This is a genomic window from Acidovorax sp. HMWF029, assembly GCF_003060895.1.
Lineage (GTDB): Bacteria > Pseudomonadota > Gammaproteobacteria > Burkholderiales > Burkholderiaceae_C > Acidovorax.
Genome location: NZ_QAIH01000014.1, coordinates 1 through 13,939 on the forward strand (window position 1 = coordinate 1; position 13,939 = coordinate 13,939).

A 13,939-nucleotide genomic window follows, 5' to 3' on the forward strand; every position below is an offset into this window, starting at 1 on the left:
GTCCTTGCCCACCACACTCATGGCGCGGGCCAGGCTGCGAGCGCACACCACCACCAGCTTGATGCCCCGGCCCGCCCGCCCGGCAATCAGCGCCTGGTTGCGTGCCAGCACGCGGAAGGTGCCCGCTCCCACGGTGCCAATGCCAATCATGCCCACGCGCAGCGGGCGTGTGGCCAGCGCACTGGCGGGGCTGGACTGGGGCTCAAGGCTCTGGACGGGATCGCGGTACATCGGCTTCTCCAAACATCAAACGAACGAACAAACAAAAAAACCCAGCTGCCAGAGCTGGGTTTCGTGCATTCGTCTTGGGAGAGAAGAGAGCGATCACCAGGTGGCTGCCGAAACGGCCACCTGCGCGTGCTCAGGTGGCCGCGGTGGTAATGGTGGTAATCATTCGTGCACCCAGTGCCCGCTTTTCACCATTGGCCCGCGAGGACGCGGGCGGCATCATGCCCATGCCTTGGAAGGCAGTGGCGCGTGCGGTGAAGGGGATGACGGTGTACGACATGAAGGGCGCAGTGTACCGGATGCGGGCCGGGGCCCGTCAACCCGCCTGTGTGGGGCTGTGGCTCGATGGCCTCACCGGGCTTCTCCGTGCCTCAACGGCGGCCACCCGCACCATGTGGATCGCATCGAACGGGCAACGCACCGCACACAGCGCGCACCCGGTGCAACCCGGCGCATCGTGCAGGGTGGAACACTTGGGGCCCCAGGGGCCAGTGCCCTGCACCTGCAGCGACAGCACATGCGGAGGGCACACGGCAATGCACCAGCCGCAGCCGGTGCAGCGCCGGGGGTCGATGGAGGGCAGGGCCTTGGGGGCGGCGGTGGTCATGGGGTGTCGTGTGGTGTGCAGTGTGCCGCCGTTGTGCACACGGCACAAGGCGCGCTACAGTGCCGCCATGAACGCAGAACCCCACCCCACCATCACCCGCCATCTGTTGATCACCGGCCATGTGCAGGGCGTGGGCTACCGCTGGTCCATGGTGCAGGCCGCCGAACGCATGGGCGTGACGGGCTGGGTGCGCAACCGGCAAGATGGCCGCGTGGAGGCCTGCGCCTGGGGCACCGAGCAGGCCGTGCTTGCCCTCATCGATTGGGCGCACCGGGGGCCAGAGCATGCGTGCGTTGACCGCGTCGTGGTCGGCAACGTACCCGATGGTGGTGAGGCCCCGCAGGGCTTTGTGCAGCGCGAGACGGTGTAGACCCGCACCCCGCCTCGCCCCTGCCCTGCGTCACGCGCCGGTGCATGGCAAAACGGTTGACCTTGAGGGAGAACATGGAACCCTCGGGCGTTTCATCCCGCCACTTGGCAAGCGTGGGCGGTTTGAAGGTGCTGTTGCCGGTGCCGTTGACTTCGATGGCAATGATCTCGCTCTGGCTGCGGCTTGCAGAGGTGTCCATGGCGTTGTCCTTCAGGTGTCCATGCAACGGTCACTGTGGCAATGGCTTGCCTGGCAGTTCCACCCGTGCCTGCAGCCCTTGCGCACCATCCTCGCGCGGCCCCAGCACCAGCTGGCCGCCGAGCGCCTTGGCCAGTTCGCTGGCAATGGCCAGGCCCAGGCCCGTGCCGCCGGTGCCCCGGTTGCGCGAATCCTCCAGCCGCACATAGGGCTGCAGTACGGCGGATAGCTCTGCTGGAGGTATGCCGGGGCCATGGTCCTGAACGCGCACAAGCCACTGGCCTGGCCCGCCTGCTTCCAGTGTCAAATCTGCAGCGCCTGCGAACTTGAGAGCGTTGTCCACCAGGTTGCACAGCAGGCGGCGCAGGGCCTGGGGGCGCGTGTCGCAGGTCACGTCTACTGCCTGCAGCACCTGCACGGGCAGGCCCGTGTCGGCATAGTCGCGTGCAATGCTCTCCACCAGCGCACGCAGGTTCACGCGCTGCGGAGGCTCGCGCACAGCCTGGGGCGAGCGCGCGTAGGCAATGCCCTCCTCCACCAGCGATTGCATCTCGGCCAGGTCGGCGTGCAGCTTGTCGCGCAGCGTGGTGTCGTCCAGCAGGTCGGCGCGCAGGCGCAGGCGGGTGATGGGTGTTTGCAGGTCGTGCGAGACGGCGGCCAGGATCTGCATGCGCTCGTGCAGGTGCGTCTGAATGCGTTGCTGCATGCGGTTGAATGCTGCGGCGGCACGCACCACTTCGCGCGGACCGTCTTCGGCCAGCAGCACGGCGTGGCGGTCTGCGCCCAGTGCGTCGGCCGCATCGGCCAGCGTGCTCAGGGGCCGTGTGGCCGCGCGCACGGCCCAGGCGCACAGGCCTACCAGCAACGCCAGCTGCAGCGCCAGCGCGCCCAGCACCCAGGGTGAAATCTGCAGCCGGGGCTCGTCCATGTCCACTGCCAGCGAGGTGCCGTCGCTCAACTGGAGCTGCAGGCGCAGCTCGGTGCCGGGCACGCGGGGGTCGATCACCTGCACTGTCTGACCTGTGGGCAGCGTCGCCCTCACGGCGCTGGCGACAAGGCGGGCAAGTTGGGATGGGTCTTCGGGGGCGTCGAGCGGATCGGCCAGTGCAAAGCGGTAGTTGCGGCGTGCCAGCCGCTCCAACCACTGCGCGCGCTCGGTAGCGGGCAGGCGCTCCAGCATGGCCACTGAGCTGGCCACATCGCTCGCGAAATACGACACCATGGCCCGACGCATGGTCATGCTGCGCTCGGTGAACGCCAGCACAAACGTCAACGCATGCGCCAACGCCAGGCCCAGTGCCAGCACGAGCAGGATGCGACCGAACAGCGAGTGGGGCCACCAGCGCAGCGTCATGGCGCCGCCTTTGGGGGCGCTGATGCAGCGTGCACGTCAGCGCAGAACACATAGCCCTCGTTGCGCACCGTCTTGATGTAGCGCGAGCCGCGTGCTCCGTCGCCCAGCCGCTGGCGCACGCGGCTGACCAGCAGATCGATGGAGCGGTCGAACACATCGGCATCGCGCCCCTGCGTGAGCTGCAGCAGCTGGTCGCGATTGAGGATGCGCTGGGGGTGGTCCAGCAGCACGCGCAGCAGCCGGTATTCGGCGCCCGATAGCGCCACTACCGCACCGGTGGCATCGAGCAGGTGGCGCGCCGTGGTGTCCAGCCGCCAGTCGCCAAACGCGAGGTGGCGCGCGGGCTCGGCCACGGCCAGGTTGGGCGGCAGCATGCGCGTGCGTCGCAGCACCGCGTGGATGCGGGCCAGCAGCTCGCGCGCGGCAAAGGGTTTGGTCAGATAGTCGTCCGCACCCAGCTCCAGGCCCAGGATGCGGTCGGCCTCGTCGCTGCGTGCGGTGAGCATGATGATGGGCAGCGGTGGGGCGCCTGGGCTGCGCAGCTCGCGGCACAGGGTGATGCCGTCGGTACCCGGCAGCATGAGGTCCAGCACCAGCAGGTCGATGCGCTGGGTGGCCAGCACCTCGCGCATTTGCCGCCCGTCGGCGGCCACGCTCACCTGCAGGCCCTGGCGCTGCAGGTACTCGGCGGCCAGCTCGCGGATGCCAGCGTCGTCATCGACGATCAGGATGTGGTCGGGCGGTCGCGTGGTCATGGTGGCCATTGTCCGGGCTTTGGCGAGACCGTGGTGGGACGACGGCAGACCCGTATGTATCTGAACTTGTCTGCTCTGCGCTTCGACAAGCGCGCATACCAAAAGGCCTGGGCCAGACAAATCGCCGATACCTGCGCTGGCTTCAATGAGGTTTTCCTGAACTTCACGAGGACCTTGCCATGAAACTTCCCTTCGCAGTGGCCGCACCGGCCACCCTGGCCGTCTTGTTGGCCCTGGGTTTGACACACGCTGCCGGTGCGCAAGAAACGGCAGCAGTGCCGCCAGCCACTGCCAAGCAGGGCGCTGCCCACCCCAAGGCGCCGCTGGGCCGCTGGATCACCGAAAGCGGCAACCTGGAGGTGAACATCGCCCCCTGTAACCCCGGTGGCGGCAACGCCCTGTGCGGCAAAGTGGTGCGTGTACTGGCCAACCGTTCCATGAGCGCGCCAGGCACCGACATGGCTGCTGCCGACGCGCGGCCTGCATTGGGCATGACGCTGCTGTCGGGCCTGCGCTCCGCCGATGGCGGCACCAACGAGTACCACGGCGAAATCTACAACCGTGAGAACGCCAAGACCTACCGCGTCAACCTGACGCCGGCCGAGCCTGAGCAACTGCTGGTGCACGCGTACGTGGGCATTCCGCTGTTTGGCAAAACCCAGGTGTGGCGCCGCCCGGCGGCCGAGCAGGGGAGCGGGCAATGACCATGGCCACCACCTCGCCATGGCTGGCCGTGGCCGCCGGCATGCTCACAGTAGGGGCGCCCTGCGTGTTGCCCATGCTGCCAGTGGTGCTGGGGGCCTCGGTGAGCGGCGCCGACTCAGCGCAGCGCACACGCCCACTGTTCATTGCCCTGGGCTTTGCGCTGTCGTTCGCGGCCGTGGCACTGCTGTTCAGCAGCTTCACGCAGGTGCTGGGTGTGTCGCAAGAAGGCCTGCGCCGGTTTGCCGCCGTGATGCTGCTTGTGTTTGGCGTGCTCACGGTGTGGCCCCGGCCCTTCCAGTGGCTCAGCCAACATGCGGGCGGCATGCTCAGCCGCGTGGCCAGCCTGGGCATGGGCAGCGGCGGTGGCAATTGGGGTGGGCTCCTGCTGGGCCTGAGCCTGGGCGCGGTCTGGACACCGTGCGCCGGGCCGGTGCTCGCTTCCATCCTCACCCTCATCGCCACGGAGCCCGCAGGCGTGGGCACTGCCGTGCTACTGCTCGCGTATTCCACCGGCGCGGCGCTGCCCATGCTGGCCATTGCCTATGGCGGCCAAGCCGCAGCCACCCATGTGCGCCACATTGCCCGCCACGCACACCGCGTGCAGCAGGTGTTTGGGGTGGTGGTCATTGCCATCGCGCTGGCCATGTTGTGGGAGGTGGATGGGCATATCACCGTTTGGCTCACGCAGTTCTATCCCTCGGGCGGGGGCGGCCTGTAAGGGGCGACACCCCACCGATTGCAAGGAGCTTTCACCATGACATTGAACCCCTCTTCCCCACGCTTTTCCGAGCGCCGCGCCTTCCTGGCGTCGATGGCCGCTGCACTGGCGGCCCCTGGCTTGGCATATGCAGCGGGCCCCGCCAGTCCCGCTGCGGCACTGCCCGACTTGGGCGCTGCGCCCGAGTTCACTGGCATCGAGCGCTGGCTCAATTCCGAACCGCTGAGCCTGGCGCAGCTGCGCGGCCGCGTGGTGCTCGTGGATTTCTGGACCTATGCCTGCGTCAACTGCATTCGCACCCTGCCCCATGTGAACCGATGGGCCGAGCGGTACACGCCCCAGGGCCTCACGGTGGTGGGCGTGCACACGCCCGAGTTTCCGTTCGAGCGCTCTGCCAGCAATGTCGAAGCGGCTATGCGCCGCCATGGTGTGAAGCACCCCGTGGCGCAGGACAACCGCTACGGCACCTGGAAGGCCTACAGCAACCAGTATTGGCCCGCTACCTACCTCATCGATGCGCAGGGGCGTATTCGCTACAAGCACTTCGGCGAAGGCGAGTACGAGCGCACCGAGGGCGTGATCCGCACGCTTCTGGCCGCGCGGGGCTGATCTGCCCGATCGATTCCGTTTTCTTTTTTGTTCTTCCCCATCCCATGTTTCTTGACCGAGGCCTTCTCACCATGCGCTCTTTTCATCGCCACCTCACCCCTTCCTTCACCGCCGTCGCCTTGGCCTGCACCCTGCTGGGGATTGCGCCTGCCAGCCAGGCCCAGGCTCCGCAGCTGCCGCCGCCGGACGCCACCAACCCTGTGACCCTGCAGTTGATGCAGGGCTTCCCCCCGGCGCCCGACAAGATCGTGCGGCTGGCCAACATCCTCAAGTACCCCAACGTGCGCTGGGCCGCCCAGCACCTGCGCGAACTGGGGCCTACGGCCACCATCTGGCGCGGTGCGGCAGCGCCCAGCGCACTGCCCGCAGCGCCGCGCGCCTTGCCCGATACCCTGGGGTTTGCCGACGACAAGGGCGCCACCACCACGCTGGCCGACTGGCAAAAGGCCACCTACACCGACGCCCTGCTGGTGCTGCACCGGGGCCGTGTGGTGTACGAGCGCCATTACATCGGCATGCAGCCGCAGCAGCCGCACGTGCTGTGGTCCATGAGCAAATCGCTGGTGGGCCTGCTGGTGACCGAGCTGATCCAGGAAGGCGCGATTGATGCCAACGCGCTCATCCCCCGCTACCTGCCCGAGCTGGCCACCAGCGCCTGGGCCGATGCCACTGTGCAGCAGACCCTGGACATGACCACCGGCGTGAAATACGCCGAGAACTTTGCCGACCCCACCTCGGGCGTGTTCCAGTACCTGGCCGCCGCAGGCCTGCAGCCTGCGCCCCCGGGCATCACCGTGGCCAAGAGCATGACCGAGCACCTGCCCACCCTGCAGAAGGAAGGCGAGCACGGCACCGCGTTTGCCTACAAATCGGTGGACACGGAGGTGCTGGGCTGGCTGCTGCAGCGCGTGACTGGCAAGAGCTACGCCACCCTGCTGTCCGAGCGCATCTGGTCCAAGCTGGGCGCACAGGAGGACGCCTATGTGTTTGCCGACGCGAACGGCGGCCAGGCCACCAGCGTGGGCGTGAACGCCACCCTGCGCGACCTGGGCCGCCTGGGCGAAATGCTGCGATCCAACGGCCGCTTCAACGGCCAGCAGATCGTCTCGCCCGCCGCCATTGCCGAGCTGCGCAAGGGCGCCGACCCCACCAAGTTCAGCAAGGCCCCCGGCACCGCCATGCGCGCGGGCTACTCGTACCACAACCAGTGGTGGGTGCCCCACGATGCCGATGGCAGCTTCGAAGCCAAAGGCCTGATGGGCCAGCACATCCACATCAACCCGACGGCCGAGCTGGTGGTGGTGAAACTCTCCACGCACCCCGTGCCCAACACCGCCTTCACCCACGCGCTGGACCGGCAGGCTTTTGCGGCGCTGGCCAAGGCGGTGCGCTGAGCCCAGCACCCCCATTGCCGCGCAGCACGCACCCCTTGCGGGGTGCCCCGGAAGACCGTGCTTGCACAGGCCGCGCCCAAGTGCAGCGCGGGCAAGGTTCTGTGCCGCTGACTGCGCAACATGGCGCGAAAGTCCGGGCGCGACGGGCCTGCTCAGGCGGGGCGTGTGAAGCCCCTCAGCGCTTGTCAGCCCCGCCGCTGCAGATCCCGCGCCCCATAAGCGCAGTAACCCGGCTTGGGGCTCTTCTTCTGCGGGTGCAGGCGGCAGGTCTCGGGCCGCTTGTCATACACCGTGCACAGCCGCGTCTTGGGGTCGAGAAAGTTGCAGTCCCCACTCGCCCGCCGCGCCATCGTGAAGATGGCGTTCTTGTGATTGAAGTGGTCAATCAACCGCGCCTTCTGCAGCCGCTTGGCAATGTGGCGGATTTCTTCATGCTCGGCCTCGAACGGGTCCACCAGTTCAAGCCGCACCAGGTCCGACAGCTGCACCTCCAGCGGCATCGTGCAGCAGTTGGCCGCGCAGGTGTCGCACAGGCCCGCGCGGTAGCGGGTCCAGGTGTCCAGGCGGTCTACGTCAACGATGGAGATGGGGGAGCGCATGGGGGTGCAGGCGGATGGGTAGCGGCTAGCGGTAGAACTAAGAAAAGCTAGCGCGATAGGTGGCGGGGTCCAGGTCGCAGTGCTGATCCAGTGCGCCTTTCAGAGAGAACAGTTTTGGAGCCCGCCGAAACTCAAATAGGCGACACAATGTGAAGTCAGCACCCGCGTCTCGGGAAAACCGCAATTCGTTCTTGGATACGAAAAACGGTGTGTCTTTACCAAATGCAGTGGTTTTCACTTCAATAAATCGCTCGCGGCCATTCGCATCGAAAGACAGGATGTCATAGCCAAGGCCATCCCCCCTTGTTTGCGAAACGTGCTCTACCCGCTCAGCAAGATTGCGTTTTCCAATGTGAACCAGTCGCCACTGTTCGTACCGAAAAACGAACTCTTCTCCTGCCTGGCCTAACGAGCTATTGCGGGACTCGATCGCGAGGTAGTCACGCTTGGCGGGCAGATTGCCGTAAGGCGGGCTTGTCTCACCGATACTGTGGCGTTTTAGCGGTGCTTCGGTTTCGACTCTGGAGAAATCCACAATTTCTGGGGGGACTGCAGGTTGGTGTGCAGCCGCAAGCGCCAGTGAATCCAGGGCAGAGGATTGGTCAACTTGTTGCTCCACTACTTCACGTAGTAAACGCTGGTAGTTCGGTCGTGGTTGATAGCCGCGCAGGTACGGGCAGCCCAGATGGATGAGCACTGCACTTATATTGCAGCGCTTGAATTCAACCGAACCGGCAGAGCGACCATTGAGCTTCTCAAGCAAGGCGCGACGGTGTGCAGCCTTGCTGTAGGCCTGACCAGCCAGTTCAAGATTGAGCATCTTGAGGTAGTCGGCAACAATGGCTTCTACCTCTGCCTGAGACCAGTCCATGTCCGGTTCAACCGAGTCAGCTGACTCTGTCAAACGTCAATATTCCCCGCTCGCAGCGCATTCGTCTCAATAAAGTCTCGACGCGGCTCCACCTCATCCCCCATCAGCATCGTGAACACGCGGTCGGCCTCGATCGCGTCATCAATCTGCACGCGCAGCAGGCGGCGCACGGTGGGGTCCATGGTGGTTTCCCACAGCTGCTCGGGGTTCATTTCGCCCAGGCCCTTGTAGCGCTGGCGGGCGGTGGTGCGTTCGGCTTCGCTGATCAGCCACTTCATGGCCTGGCGGAAGTCGCCCACTTTTTCTTCCTTCTGCTTGTCGCCTTCGCCGCGCAGGGCTTTGGCACCCTCGCTGAGCAGGCCACGGAAGGTTTCGGCGGCTTCGGCCAGGGCGGCGTAGTCGGCGCCGTGCACGAAATCTTGGGTGATGACGCTGCTCTTGATGTTGCCGTGGTGGCGGCGGCTGATGCGCAGCAGGGGCTTGTCGGTGCGGGCGTCGAATTCACCGGCCACTTCGGCGGGGGCGCCGGTAGTGTTCAGCTCGCGCAGCTTGGCTTGCAGGGCCACGGCACTGGCTTCGGCGTCGGCCACGGAGTCGAGCTTGAGGCTCACGCCGTCGGCAATGGCGCGCAGGGCTTCGGCGTCCATGAAGTTGCCCAGGCGGGCGATGACGCTTTCAGCGATCTGGTGCTTGCGTGCCAGCTCGGCCAGGGTCTCGCCGGTCAGGGTTTGCGGGTTGGCGCCGCCGGTGGTCACGCTGGCGTGGTTGAGCGCAATGCGCAGCAAGAAGCTGTCGAGCGCGGGGCCGTCTTTCAGGTACAGCTCTTCCTTGCCCGCCTTGACCTTGTACAGCGGTGGCTGGGCGATGTAGATGTGGCCGCGCTCGACCAGTTCGGGCATCTGGCGGTAGAAGAAGGTGAGCAGCAGGGTGCGGATGTGGGCGCCGTCCACGTCCGCGTCGGTCATGATGATGATGCGGTGGTAGCGCAGTTTGGCCACATCAAAGTCGTCGCCGCCGGTGGTGCCGCCGGCCTTGCCGATGCCAGTGCCCAAGGCGGTGATCAGCGTGAGGATTTCGTTGCTGGTCAGCAGCTTTTCGTAGCGGGCTTTTTCCACGTTCAGGATCTTGCCGCGCAGGGGCAGGATGGCCTGGAACTTGCGGTCGCGACCTTGCTTGGCAGAGCCGCCGGCGGAGTCACCCTCGACGATGTAGATCTCGCACATCGCCGGGTCTTTTTCCTGGCAGTCGGCCAGCTTGCCAGGCAGGCCCATGCCGTCGAGCACGCCCTTGCGGCGGGTCATTTCGCGGGCCTTGCGGGCGGCTTCGCGGGCGCGGGCGGCTTCCACGATCTTGCCGCAGATGATCTTGGCGTCGGCAGGCTTTTCTTGCAGGTAGTCGGTGAGCAGCTTGCCCACGATGTCTTCGACCGGCGCGCGCACTTCGCTCGACACCAGCTTGTCTTTGGTCTGGCTGCTGAACTTGGGCTCGGGCACCTTCACGCTGAGCACGCAGCACAGGCCTTCGCGCATGTCGTCGCCGGTGACTTCGACCTTGGCTTTCTTGGCCAGCTCGTTTTCTTCGATGTACTTGTTGATGACGCGGGTCATCGCGGCGCGCAGGCCGGTGAGGTGGGTGCCGCCGTCACGCTGGGGGATGTTGTTGGTAAAGCACAGCACTTGCTCGGTGTACGCGCTGTTCCACTGCATGGCCACTTCCACGCCGATGTGCGTGCCGGGGATGCCGCCATAGGTTTCGGCCGGGCGTTCGCCCGCTGCATAGAACGATGTGGGATGCAGAACGGTCTTGCCCTTGTTGATGAACTCGACAAAGCCGCGCACGCCGCCAGCGCCGGAGAAGTCGTCTTCCTTGCCGCTGCGCTCGTCCTTCAAGCGGATGCGCACGCCGTTGTTCAAAAACGAGAGTTCGCGCAGGCGCTTGGCCAGGATCTCGTAGTGGAAGTCGTTGTTCTCTTTGAAGATCTCGGTGTCGGGCAGGAAGTGCACTTCGGTGCCGCGCTTTTCGGTCTCGCCGGTCACCTTCATGGGGCTGACTTCAAAGCCGTCCACGGCGGACAGCAGGCGGTCTTGCACAAAGCCGCGTGCAAATTCGATCTGGTGCACCTTGCCTTCGCGGCGCACCGTCAGGCGCAGCCATTTGCTAAGGGCGTTCACGCAGCTCACGCCCACGCCGTGCAGGCCGCCGGACACCTTGTAGCTGTTCTGGTTGAACTTGCCGCCAGCGTGCAATTCGGTCAGCGCAATCTCGGCAGCCGAGCGCTTGGGCTCGTGCTTGTCGTCCATCTTCACGCCGGTGGGGATGCCCCGGCCGTTGTCGGTCACGCTGATGGAGTTGTCGGTGTGGATGGTGACGACGATGTCGTCGCAGTGGCCGGCCAGGGCTTCGTCGATGGAGTTGTCCACCACCTCGAATACCAGGTGGTGCAGACCGGTGCCGTCGCTCGTGTCGCCGATGTACATGCCGGGACGCTTGCGCACGGCCTCCAGGCCTTCGAGGATGGTGATGGCGCCTTCGCCGTAGCTTTCGCTGGCGCCGGCCTGGTTGGTGTCGATCTTTTGGGGAACAGGCTCACCCGTGCCGGTAGGTTCTTGCTCGGGCAGGTTGTTGTCAGCAGTCATGGTGGGCCTTGGGGTCCGTGGAAACCGGGGTTTCCAATAAGTTCAATGGTCAAATTGGGCTCTACCGCCTATTCAGTAAGCGCTAGTAGCTATCAATACGATAGTAAATATGGTGCAGCCGTGCGATGGTGCGATGGTGCAGTGGTGCGGCAGGTGAGGTGCCGCCTCACGCACTCACTTCTTAGATGCGCATGGGCATCACCACATACTTGAAGCTGTCGTTGTCAGGGATGGTCATCAGCGCAGAGCTGTTGCCGTCCGACAGCTCCACCTTCACCATGTCCTGGCCCATGTTGGCCAGGGCGTCGATGAGGTAGGTCACGTTGAAACCGATCTCGATGGTGTCGCCACCGTAGTCGATGTCGAGTTCGTCCACGGCCTCTTCCTGCTCGGCGTTGTTCGACGCCACGCGCAGCGTGCCGGGCTCGATGTTCAGGCGCACGCCCTTGAACTTGTCGCTGGTCATGATGGCCGTGCGTTGCAGGCTGGCCAGCAGCGGTGCGCGGCCCAGGGTGACGCTGTTCTTGTGGTTCTTGGGGATCACGCGGTTGTAATCAGGGAACTTGCCCTCAACCAGCTTGGTGACGAACTCCATGCCGCCAAAGGTGAACTTGGCCTGGTTGTTGGCAAACTGCATCTCGATGTGGGGCTGGTTCTCGCCACCCGCATCAGACAGCAGGCGCTGCAGCTCGATCACGGTCTTGCGCGGCAGGATGACTTCCTGCTTGGGCACTTCCACATCCAGCGTGGCACTGGCAAAGGCCAGGCGGTGGCCGTCTGTGGCGACCAGGCTCAGGGTTTTGCCCTCGGCCACAAACAGGATGCCGTTGAGGTAGTAGCGGATGTCCTGCACGGCCATCGCAAACGACACCTGACCGAGCAGATCCTTCAGCGTCTTTTGCGGCACGGCGAACACGGGGCCGAAGGCGGCAGACTCCTGCACCAGCGGGAAGTCTTCGGCAGGCAGGCTTTGCAGCGTGAAGCGGCTCTTGCCGCCTTTCAAGACCAGCTTGGACTGTTGCGACTCCAGGCTCACCGTTTGGTCGCCGGGCATGGTGCGCAGGATGTCGATGAGCTTGCGCGCGCCCACGGTGGTGGTGAAGTCGCCGGTGTCGCCGCCCAATTCTGCGGTGGTGCGGATCTGGATTTCGAGGTCGCTGGTCGTCAGCTGCAGGGCATTGCCCGTCTTGCGGATCAGCACATTGGCCAGGATGGGCAGCGTGTGGCGGCGCTCCACGATGCCAGCCACGGACTGCAGTACCGCGAGAACCTTGTCTTGTGTTGCCTTCAGGACGATCATGTCTTCAACCTCTTGTGGTTTTTGGAACGGAGCTTGGACAGCGGCACGGGTTGTGCCTCCCCCTGCTGCACAACCCGTCATTTTGCCCTTTTACGGGGCGGTTTCTGTTCGGTGCATCTACCCCCACCGATCAGCCTTTCAGGGTCTGCTCCAGCACATGCAGCTGTTGGTTCAACTCGGTCAGTTGCTGGCGCTCGCCCGAAATCTTGCGAACTGCATGCAAAACCGTGGTGTGGTCCCGCCCGCCGAACAATTCTCCGATCTCTGGAAGGCTTTTTTGCGTCAGTTCCTTGGCCAGGTACATCGCGATCTGGCGCGGGCGGGCAATGCTGGCCGGGCGCTTCTTGCTGTACATGTCGGCGACCTTGATCTTGTAATAGTCGGCCACCGTCTTCTGGATGTTTTCTACAGAGATCTGCCGGTTCTGGATGGACAGCAGATCGCGCAGCGCCTCGCGGGCGAGCTGGATGGAGATTTCCTTCTGGTTGAAGCGCGAGTACGCCAGGATCTTGCGCAGCGCGCCTTCCAGTTCGCGCACGTTGGAGCGCACATTCTTGGCCACGAAGAAGGCCACTTCCTCGGGCATCTCGGTGCCTTCGGCGCGGGCCTTGTTGATCAGGATGGCCACGCGCATCTCCAGCTCGGGCGGTTCCAGCGCAACCGTCAGGCCCGAATCGAAGCGCGAGACCAGGCGGTCGTGGATGTTGGTCAGGCCCTTGGGGTAGGTGTCCGACGTCATCACGATGTGGCTCTTCTTGGTCAGCAGGGCCTCGAACGCGTTGAAGAATTCTTCCTGCGTGCGGTCCTTGTTGGCGAAGAACTGCACGTCGTCGATGAGCAGCAGGTCGAGCGAGTGGTAGCGTTCCTTGAACTCGTCGAAGGTGCGACGCTGGTAGGCCTTAACCACATCCGACACGAACTGCTCCGCATGGATGTAGAGAACTTTGGCGTCGGGCTTGTCCTGCAGCAGGCGGTTACCCACAGCATGCATCAGGTGGGTCTTACCCAGGCCGACGCCGCCGTAGATGAACAACGGGTTGTACAGGTGGCCGGGCATGCCCGCCACGTGCATCGCGGCCGAGCGCGCCATGCGGTTGGCAGTGCCCTCGACCAGGGTCTCGAAGGTCAGGGCTGCGTTGAGCCGGTTGCGGAAGGCGCCGGCGGCTGGCTCGTCACTGATGACAGGAGATTCCGTCGGCGCCGGGGCTGTGGAAGGCTCGGGCGATACGGGACGCACATAAGTGCGGGTAACGGATTCACGCTGAGCGAGCGCTAACTCCAGCGAAACTGGCTGGCCATACAGGCCCTCCAGAAGTGCGGCAATACGGCCTGCATATTGGGCGCGGATCCAGTCCAGCTTGAAGCGGTTGGCCACCAACAGGGTGACCTTGGAAAAATCCTCGGCCACCTGGGCGACCAGGGGCTTGATCCAGGTGTTGAACTGTTGTTCAGGCAGGTCTTGCGCCAGTTGTTCTATGCAGGCCTGCCATAGGCCTTGGCCGGCATCTGCACCGGGGGATGGCTGGGGGCTGCGGGTGGGTTCCTCGGTCATTTCTCGGGGATTCTTGTTGTGGATAGGAGGAACGGTACTGGGC

15 protein-coding genes and 1 pseudogene are annotated in these 13,939 nt (G+C 64.8%); 5 read left to right on the top strand and 11 right to left on the bottom strand.

All coding sequences use genetic code 11. The annotated features are described in order from the left end of the window. From DBR12_RS01135 to DBR12_RS01140, 3 genes and pseudogenes are all read right to left on the bottom strand, one after another. A pseudogene (locus DBR12_RS01135) lies at window positions 1-231 on the bottom strand (homoserine dehydrogenase); the annotation flags it as partial. A 130-nt stretch (window positions 232-361) separates the two neighbouring features. After that, window positions 362-508 (bottom strand): hypothetical protein, encoded by a 147-nt coding sequence (locus DBR12_RS22110; RefSeq protein WP_158274956.1) that lies wholly within the window; start codon window positions 506-508, stop codon window positions 362-364. Window positions 509-544: 36 nt separating this feature from the next. Further along, complete coding sequence (locus tag DBR12_RS01140) at window positions 545-835, bottom strand: ATP-binding protein (RefSeq protein ID WP_108615585.1); 291 nt, start codon at window positions 833-835, stop codon at window positions 545-547. A 67-nt stretch (window positions 836-902) separates the two neighbouring features. On the opposite strand from DBR12_RS01140, the gene DBR12_RS01145 reads away from it, so the two are divergent. After that, window positions 903-1,205, top strand: a complete 303-nt coding sequence (locus tag DBR12_RS01145) for an acylphosphatase (protein WP_108615576.1) — start codon at window positions 903-905, stop codon at window positions 1,203-1,205. Here DBR12_RS01145 and DBR12_RS23495 read toward each other — a convergent pair. From DBR12_RS23495 to DBR12_RS01160, 3 genes are read right to left on the bottom strand one after another with little or no spacing between them, the layout of a single operon-like run. Beyond that, on the bottom strand, window positions 1,090-1,404 hold the full coding sequence (locus DBR12_RS23495) for a DUF72 domain-containing protein (RefSeq protein ID WP_108615586.1): 315 nt from the start codon (window positions 1,402-1,404) through the stop codon (window positions 1,090-1,092). The two genes, DBR12_RS01145 and DBR12_RS23495, sit on opposite strands and share 116 nt — an antisense overlap. A 30-nt stretch (window positions 1,405-1,434) precedes the next feature. After that, window positions 1,435-2,757 (bottom strand): HAMP domain-containing sensor histidine kinase, encoded by a 1,323-nt coding sequence (locus tag DBR12_RS01155; RefSeq protein ID WP_108615577.1) that lies wholly within the window; start codon window positions 2,755-2,757, stop codon window positions 1,435-1,437. Beyond that, on the bottom strand, window positions 2,754-3,512 hold the full coding sequence (locus DBR12_RS01160) for a response regulator (protein WP_108615587.1): 759 nt from the start codon (window positions 3,510-3,512) through the stop codon (window positions 2,754-2,756). The genes DBR12_RS01155 and DBR12_RS01160 overlap by 4 nt, the downstream gene beginning before the upstream one ends. 179 nt (window positions 3,513-3,691) lie before the next feature. Between DBR12_RS01160 and DBR12_RS01165 the strand changes: the two genes are divergently transcribed. The 4 genes from DBR12_RS01165 to DBR12_RS01180 all read left to right on the top strand — a co-directional run bounded on the left by DBR12_RS01165 (window position 3,692) and on the right by DBR12_RS01180 (window position 6,938). Then, the gene (locus tag DBR12_RS01165; RefSeq protein WP_108615578.1) at window positions 3,692-4,216 is read left to right on the top strand and encodes a DUF2147 domain-containing protein; all 525 of its coding nucleotides are present in this window, start codon (window positions 3,692-3,694) and stop codon (window positions 4,214-4,216) included. Beyond that, window positions 4,213-4,935 (top strand): cytochrome c biogenesis CcdA family protein, encoded by a 723-nt coding sequence (locus DBR12_RS01170; RefSeq protein ID WP_108615579.1) that lies wholly within the window; start codon window positions 4,213-4,215, stop codon window positions 4,933-4,935. Before DBR12_RS01165 ends, DBR12_RS01170 begins: the two co-directional genes overlap by 4 nt. Before the next feature lie 36 nt (window positions 4,936-4,971). Continuing rightward, window positions 4,972-5,544 (top strand): thioredoxin family protein, encoded by a 573-nt coding sequence (locus DBR12_RS01175; protein WP_108615580.1) that lies wholly within the window; start codon window positions 4,972-4,974, stop codon window positions 5,542-5,544. Window positions 5,545-5,615: 71 nt separating this feature from the next. Then, window positions 5,616-6,938, top strand: coding sequence for a serine hydrolase (locus DBR12_RS01180; protein ID WP_108615588.1), 1,323 nt, complete (start codon window positions 5,616-5,618; stop codon window positions 6,936-6,938). Window positions 6,939-7,123: 185 nt separating this feature from the next. Here the strand turns inward: DBR12_RS01180 and DBR12_RS01185 are convergent, their stop codons facing one another. From DBR12_RS01185 to dnaA, 5 genes are all read right to left on the bottom strand, one after another. Beyond that, on the bottom strand, window positions 7,124-7,537 hold the full coding sequence (locus DBR12_RS01185; protein WP_108615581.1) for a YkgJ family cysteine cluster protein: 414 nt from the start codon (window positions 7,535-7,537) through the stop codon (window positions 7,124-7,126). 37 nt (window positions 7,538-7,574) lie between these two features. After that, a complete protein-coding gene (locus DBR12_RS01190) occupies window positions 7,575-8,408 on the bottom strand; it encodes a DUF3883 domain-containing protein (protein WP_233244237.1) in 834 nt (277 codons plus the stop codon). Window positions 8,409-8,437: 29 nt separating this feature from the next. Beyond that, window positions 8,438-11,044, bottom strand: coding sequence for a DNA topoisomerase (ATP-hydrolyzing) subunit B (gyrB, locus tag DBR12_RS01195; RefSeq protein WP_108615582.1), 2,607 nt, complete (start codon window positions 11,042-11,044; stop codon window positions 8,438-8,440). A 181-nt stretch (window positions 11,045-11,225) separates the two neighbouring features. Next, window positions 11,226-12,344, bottom strand: a complete 1,119-nt coding sequence (gene dnaN / locus DBR12_RS01200) for a DNA polymerase III subunit beta (protein WP_108615583.1) — start codon at window positions 12,342-12,344, stop codon at window positions 11,226-11,228. A gap of 130 nt (window positions 12,345-12,474) precedes the next feature. Further along, window positions 12,475-13,896 (bottom strand): chromosomal replication initiator protein DnaA, encoded by a 1,422-nt coding sequence (gene dnaA, locus DBR12_RS01205; RefSeq protein ID WP_108615584.1) that lies wholly within the window; start codon window positions 13,894-13,896, stop codon window positions 12,475-12,477. Window positions 13,897-13,939: the final 43 nt, after the last annotated feature.